A 6,642-nucleotide genomic window follows, 5' to 3' on the forward strand; every position below is an offset into this window, starting at 1 on the left:
CGCCTGTGAGGACGGCGGGCAGACGGGTGAGGGGAACCCCGAGGTCGCCGAGGGAGAGGGTGGCCGCCGCCGCGGCGGCCAGCAGGAGCAGGACCACGGCCGCCCACAGCAGCGAGCGCGGGTGGACGGGCAGCGCGGCCGGACCCAGCCTCAGCACGGGCGAGGCCGGTTTCGGGGTGGCGTCGGCCGTGCGCACGGCCGGGGGAAGGGTTCGGGTCATGGGGTACTCCGCATCCTGCGGACCGCGTACAACAGGACGGGCGCGCCGACGAAGGCGGTGACCACGCCGACCATGAGCTCGGTGGGGCGCACGATGGTGCGGCCGACGACGTCGGCGAGCAGCAGCAGGGTGGGGCCCGCCAGCAGGGCGAAGGGCACCTGGACCCGGAAGTCGACGCCGACCAGGGCGCGCACCACGTGGGGCACGGCCAGGCCGACGAAGGCGATGGGTCCGGCCGCCGCGGTGGCACCGGCGGCGAGCAGGGTTCCCGCGACGAGTCCGGCCGAGCGGGTCCACACGGTGTTGGCCCCGGTGGCGATCGCGGCCTCCTCGCCCAGGGCCAGGGCGTTGAGGCCGCCGCAGACCAGCAACGCCAGCAGGACACCGGTACCGATGACGGGCAGCACGGCCCAGATGACGTCGAAGTCGCGTCCGGCCAGGGAGCCGACCACCCAGTAGCGGTAGCTGTCGAAGGTCTCGGGCATGCTCAGGGCCACGGCCTGGACGTAGGCGGTCAGCACGGCGGAGACCACCGCGCCCGCCAGGACCAGCCGGACCATGCCGCCGTCACCGCCCCGGCTGCCCACCGTGTAGGCGGCCAGTCCGGCGGCCAGGGCCCCGGGCAGGGACCACCAGACCGTGCCGGTGACCGAGGTGGGGCCGAGCAGGGCGGTGGCGGTGACCACCGCGGCGGCGGCTCCGGCGTTGACGCCCAGCAGTCCGGGGTCGGCGAGCGGGTTGCGGGTGACGCCCTGCATGAGGGTGCCCGCCAGGGCCAGGGCGGCTCCGGCCACCACGCCCAGGACGGTGCGCGGGTAGCGGCTCTCCACCACGGTGGTGACGAAGGAGTCGCTGTCGCCGGTCAGGGCCGTCCACACGTCGGAGACCGACGTGGGATTGCTGCCCATGAGCAGGCTGAGCAGGATCGTTCCGACCAGGGCCGCGACGCCCGCACCGAGCATGAGCGCGGTGCGGGCGGGGCGGGGCCGGGCGGAGCCCTGCCCGGCCCCGCCCCGGTCGGGAACCGTTGGGTGCCCCCGGAAGAACACTGGCTATCCCTCGACGTTCCGCGCGGCCTCTTCGATCATGGGCACGTAACGGTCGATGACCCAGGGGACGGTCAGCGGGTTGATGATCGAGGACGCGGTGACGAAGGAGTTGTCGTCGGACGCGACCACGGCGCCGTTCTCGATGGCGGGGATGGACGCGTACAGCTCCTGCGACTCGATCTCCTCACGGGTCTGCGGGTCGCTGTAGAAGGTGAAGATCAGGTCGCTGTCCGAGAGCTGGTCGGCGTTCTCCAGGCCGATGAGGGCCGAGTCGGTGCCCTCGGTCTCGGGGAAGGTCTCCACGACCGGGTCGACGGTCAGGCCCAGGCCGCGGACCATGGCGACGCGCTGCTCGTCGGGCATGAACACGCCCAGGGTGCCGGGGCCGTCGGTGTAGACGTAGGAGAAGGACAGGTCGGCGAACCCGGGGTTGGCCGCACTGGCCTCCTCGAACCGGGTGTTGATGCCCTCGATGAGTTCCTGGGCCTCCTCGGGCTGGCCGAGCGCCTCACCGATGATCTCGATCTGCTGGTCCCAGTCGGTGCTCCAGGGCAGTTCGGGGTAGGCGACCGTGGGGGCGATGTCGCTCAGGATGTCGTACTGCTCCTGGGTGACGCCGGACCAGGGGGCGAGGATGACGTCGGGCTCCAGCTGGATGATCGCCTCGAAGTCGATGTCGGTGGCCCCGGCGAACTGGGCGGGCAGCTCCTCGCCCGCCTCGGTGACGGCCTCGTGGATCCACGGCAGGTAGCCGCTCTCGTCGCTGCCCCACTCGTAGCTCTCGATACCGACGGGGACGACGCCCAGGGCGATGGAGGTCTCGGCGGACCCCTGGCCGAGGGTGACCACGCGCTCGGGCTGCTCGGGGATCTCGGCGGTTCCGAGGGCGCTCTCGATGCTGACGGGGAAGTGGCCGCCAGCGGTGTCGCCGCCGCCTTCGCCGCCGGTCTCCCCGTCCGCGTTTCCGCACGAGGTGAGACCGAGCGCGAGGAGGGTGGTGAGGGCCACGCCGCTGAGGCGGCGGAGGGTGGAGACCATGCGCACACTGCTTTCTTCGTCACGGGGTGTGGCCGCGTCGTCATCGACGGCCGTTTCCGCGCAGGGGAAACCCCGAGGGGGAACACGGAGGACAGAGCGGGAGAATCCCGACGAACCAAGGTTAGTCTAACCTCACTCGGCCGGGTTTCCACAAGTCCCCCCGCCTTCGGGGTACGGGCCGCCCGCCGCGTCGAAGCACATCTGACACAGCCTTGACCTGCCATGGAGCTTGTACGCCGCCTTCCCGGGAAGTGCCCGTAGAGGCAACCACCAATGCTAGGAAGCGGAGCGCCATGATCGCCAAACTGTCCGAGATGGGTGTCACGTCCGAAATGGCCTACGGAGCCGGGCTCGCCTCCGTCGGGCTCTCCTTCGTCACCTGGTTCGCCTCCAAGAAGGGAGAGGAGGCTGGCCTGGACCGCGCCGACCGGTGGGGGATCTTCATCGGGGAGTGGGCGCCCACCTTCTTCGCGATCGGCCTCGCCCTGCGCCTGGAGGAGAGCGGGAAGAAGTAGTGCGTCGACGCGGTCTCCGGTGATCCCACCGGAGACCGCGGACGGCAGGACCACACGCCCGGCGGGGGTTTCCCGGTCGGGCGTTTCGCGTGTGCCCGGCGCGCGGGAACAGGGCACCCGGGACCGTTCGGCTGGGTACGGGGCGGCACCGGGTCCGCTTCCCGTCCGGTCCCCGGGAAGGGTTGTGGACACGGAAGCAGGGCTGGCAGGCTGCCCCGGGGCCGGTTCCGGTGTGGTCACGGAGGGCGGGAAGAGCATGCGGCGCGGTGCACCGTCGGGGCGAACTGGTCGGGTGGGGCGCGCGGGCGGCGGTCGACGGCTGTGGTCCCGCGACTTCGCCCTGTTCTTCGTCGCGCGCGCCGTGGCCAGGACGGGCGACGGGATGCTGCCCGTGGCCCTGTCGGCCGGACTCCTCGCGCACGGGTTCGGCGCTGGCGGTATCGGCCTGGCGATGGCCTCCTTCTCCGTGTGCTTCGTGGGGTTCGTGGTCTTCGGGGGCGTGCTCTCGGACCGGTGGGGAGCACGCAGGCTGATGGTGCTGGCCGATCTGGTGCGTGTGGTCACCCAGGGCACGGCTGCGGTGCTGTTCCTGACCGGGAACGTGGTCCTGTGGCAGATCTGCCTGATCGGCGCCGTCAACGGGATCGCGGCGGGGGCCTTCCAACCGGGGGTCGCGTCGGTGGTGCCGCGGGTGGCCCGGGACGTGCAGGGAGCCAACGGGGTCCTGCGCACCGCCGAGGCCCTGGCCATGCTGGTGGGTCCGGCGGCGGCCGGTCTGCTGGTCGCCGTGTTCTCCGCCGCCGGGGTCTTCGCGGCGCACGCGGGCACCTACGCGGTGGGTGCGCTCCTGCTCGGCCTAGTCCGCCTGCCCGGGGCCCGGCGGCGGGACGGGGACGGGGCGCCCGGATACCTGACCGACCTGGCCGAGGGCTGGCGGGAGTTCCGCGCCAGGACGTGGATGTGGTCGGTGATCCTGCTGTGGATGGCGCTGATGGTGGTCATGTGGGGCCCGCAGACCCCGCTGACCGCCGCGGAGATCATCTCCGACCACGGCGCCCGGGAGTTCGGGATCGTCAGTTCCGCGCTGGGCGGCGGCACGGCCCTGGGCGGGCTGGTCGCGATCCGGATCCGTCCGCGCTTCCCGCTGCGCGCGGGAACGTTCGCGCTGTTCGGCGCGGGAGCGTTCTCCGCCGCCGTGGGAATGGCGCTGCCCGTCCCCGCCCTGGCCGCCGGTGCGGCGGTCAGCGGCGCGGCCATGGGGTTCTGGGGAGTGATGTGGATGACGAGCGTGCAGACCCAGGTGCCCCGACCGGTGCTGGGACGCATCCACGCCTACGAGGTCGCCGGTTCGGTGGCGATGATGCCGGTCGGTCAGGCCCTGGCCGGTCCGGCGGCGCAGGTGTTCGGAGCCCGCCCCCTGCTGCTCTTCGGCGGAGCGGCCACCCTCGTGGTGGGGCTGGCGCTGCTGGCGCTCCGTCCGGTCCGGAACCTGACCGCGCGGAGGCGGTTGTCCACGGAGGGATCGGCGGAGGTTGCCGGACCGTGACGGCGGGGCATACGGGAGGGGGACGCACACGACGGAAGGGGACCCATGTGCCTGCACGGAACCGGTGAGACCGTTCGCTCGAGGACGGGTGACGCCACGTCGACCCCCGCCGGGTCGCCCGGCGCGCCGACCAGCCCACGCCCGTGGCCGAGGGGTTTCCACAGGGTGGCCGACCTCAGCCACGTACTGTCGCCGTCCATGCCCTCCTGGGGCGAGGAGAAGCCGTGGAGGGAGACTCTCAGCGATCCGGCGCCCGAGGGCGGGTTCGGTTTCTACCTCCAGCAGTGGACGCTCACCGAGCACTCGGGCACGCATCTGGACGCGCCCGGGCACGTGATCGGCGGCGGACGGCTGGTCCCCGACATCCGACCGCACGAGCTGGTCGCCCCGGCCGCGGTGATCGACGTCCGCGCCCGTGCCGCCGAGGACCCCGACACCACGGTGACGGTGGACGACGTGCTGGCCTTCGAGCGGGCGCACGGGAGGGTGCCCGAGGGCGCGGCGGTGCTGATGCACTCGGGGTGGAGCGCCCGGTGGGCCGAGGGCGACGACGCGGTCCGCGGAGTGGCGGAGGACGGCACCTGGCACTTCCCGGGCTTCGACCCCGGGGCCTGCGAGTTCCTGTTCGAGCGGCGCGGTGCCGTCGGGGTGGGCGTGGACACCCTGAGCACCGATCCGGGCGACTCCACCGACTTCCCCGCGCACGAGGTGGTGGGGCGCGCGGACCGGTGGGGACTGGAGGCGCTGACCGGGCTGGAGCAGCTACCGCCGGTCGGTGCCCTGCTCAGCGTCGGTGTCATGCCGGGCCTGGACGCCTCCGGCGGTCCCAGCCGGGTGCTGGCCATGTGGTGATCCCCGCTCGGGCCGCGGCGCCCCGGCGGTTCAGCACCCCTCGACGCGGGGCGTCGCTCCGCCGTCGGGGTTCCACTCCAGCAGCATGATGGTGGCGTCGTCGGTGAAGCTGCCGCGCTGGTGGTCGTGGATGGCGTGGATGAGGCGCCGCAGCGTCTCGGGAGCGGGCTCGTCGGAGGCGGTGGCGCGGATGATGAAGTCGGCGAACCGTTCGAGGCCGAACATCCGCCCCTCGCGGTCGTGCGCCTCGGTCACCCCGTCGGTGTAGAGCAGGATCCGGTCACCGGGTTCGAGTTGGGTCCGGTGCACGGTGCACGGCCCGGCGTCCAGGTCGCCGCCGACCCCCAGCGGGAGCTCCGGGGGCCGTTCCAGGGCGTTCTCCAGCAGGCGGCCGTTCCGCAGCAGCAGGGGTGTGGGGTGGGCGCGGTTGACCCAGGAGAACTCGCCCGTGGACAGGTCCAGTGTGGCGAAGACGGCCGTGCAGAAGCGTTCGGGGAGCCAGGCGGTGAGCGCCCTGTCCACGTTGTCGGTCAGCTCGGCGAGGTCGGCGCCGTTGCGCCGCGCTCCGCGGGCTCCGGCCATGGCGACCGAGGCGGTCAGCCCCGAGACCAGGTCGTGGCCCATCGCGTCGAGGATGACGGCGTGCAGGATGTCCTCGGTGATCGAGTGGTCGAAGGCGTCGCCGCCCAGCTCGTAGGCGGGTTCGAGGACGGCGGTGGACACCCCGCGCGCGGTGCCGAGGGTGCGCGGCGGCAGGAAGGCCCGCAGCATCTCGGTGCGCAGTTGCACCGAGCGCGCGCGGGTGTGGCGGACGTAGGTGTCGCTGTAGGCGCGCTTGGAGGTGATGACCAGGGCCAGGAGCGAGGCGAGCGACTGGCAGCGGTGCAGGGTGGGTCCGTCCAGCGAGGGCGCCGTGACGTACACCACGCCCATGCGGTCGGCGCCGTCGCGCAGGGGCAGCCACAGGCCCAGTTCCTCGTCGCCGCCGTCGACCAGGCGCAGCGTCTCGGAGCGGTAGGCGTCACCGGCGACGGTGGTGTCGATGTCCAGCGGTTCTCCCCCGGTCAGCGGGATGAGGAGGCGCTGTTGCAGGTCGACCAGGTGCACGGTGATGCCGCTGAGGCCGATGTGTTCGCCGTAGCGGCACGCGGTCTCCAGGACCTCGATCGGGGCACAACCGTGCACGGACCTGACCAGGTCCTCGAACAGCCGCTCGGGCTCGCTGATCGAGTCGGCGCCGTCCATGTGCCCACCTCCCCCCAGCAGTTTCACACCGCGGGCGCGGAAGAGGGGCGAGACCGGCGGCGTGTCCCGCGGTCGGACCGGGCTTTACCCGTGGTCAGGCCGACCGGTCGCGGCGCTCACCGTCCTGGTCGGGGCGGATACGGGGGACGATGGTGGGGTTGACGTTGTCGATCACGG

Annotated in this window: 6 protein-coding genes and 1 pseudogene; 3 read left to right on the top strand and 4 right to left on the bottom strand. The window is 72.6% G+C overall.

The annotated features are described in order from the left end of the window. The 3 genes and pseudogenes from D455_RS31910 to D455_RS0127630 all read right to left on the bottom strand — a co-directional run. A pseudogene (locus tag D455_RS31910) lies at positions 1-220 on the bottom strand (ferrichrome ABC transporter permease); the annotation flags it as partial. Further along, a complete protein-coding gene (locus D455_RS0127625) occupies positions 217-1,182 on the bottom strand; it encodes a FecCD family ABC transporter permease (RefSeq protein ID WP_040685177.1) in 966 nt (321 codons plus the stop codon). The gene D455_RS0127625 and the pseudogene D455_RS31910, both read right to left, overlap by 4 nt. 90 nt (positions 1,183-1,272) lie before the next feature. Continuing rightward, positions 1,273-2,307 (bottom strand): iron-siderophore ABC transporter substrate-binding protein, encoded by a 1,035-nt coding sequence (locus tag D455_RS0127630; RefSeq protein WP_026123042.1) that lies wholly within the window; start codon positions 2,305-2,307, stop codon positions 1,273-1,275. 293 nt (positions 2,308-2,600) lie between these two features. Between D455_RS0127630 and D455_RS0127635 the strand changes: the two genes are divergently transcribed. The 3 genes from D455_RS0127635 to D455_RS0127645 all read left to right on the top strand — a co-directional run bounded on the left by D455_RS0127635 (position 2,601) and on the right by D455_RS0127645 (position 5,220). Continuing rightward, the gene (locus D455_RS0127635; protein ID WP_017573895.1) at positions 2,601-2,822 is read left to right on the top strand and encodes a hypothetical protein; all 222 of its coding nucleotides are present in this window, start codon (positions 2,601-2,603) and stop codon (positions 2,820-2,822) included. 256 nt (positions 2,823-3,078) lie between these two features. Further along, complete coding sequence (locus D455_RS31915; protein ID WP_051064717.1) at positions 3,079-4,368, top strand: MFS transporter; 1,290 nt, start codon at positions 3,079-3,081, stop codon at positions 4,366-4,368. Positions 4,369-4,413: 45 nt separating this feature from the next. Next, positions 4,414-5,220: a cyclase family protein gene (locus D455_RS0127645; protein ID WP_017573897.1), complete on the top strand. Its 807-nt coding sequence runs from the start codon at positions 4,414-4,416 to the stop codon at positions 5,218-5,220. A gap of 30 nt (positions 5,221-5,250) precedes the next feature. Here the strand turns inward: D455_RS0127645 and D455_RS0127650 are convergent, their stop codons facing one another. Then, positions 5,251-6,465 carry a PP2C family protein-serine/threonine phosphatase gene (locus D455_RS0127650; RefSeq protein WP_017573898.1) on the bottom strand — a complete coding sequence of 405 codons (1,215 nt, stop codon included), beginning with the start codon at positions 6,463-6,465 and terminating at the stop codon, positions 5,251-5,253. Positions 6,466-6,642: the final 177 nt, after the last annotated feature.

Origin of the sequence: Nocardiopsis halotolerans DSM 44410, assembly GCF_000341065.1 — a bacterium.
Classification (GTDB): domain Bacteria; phylum Actinomycetota; class Actinomycetes; order Streptosporangiales; family Streptosporangiaceae; genus Nocardiopsis; species Nocardiopsis halotolerans.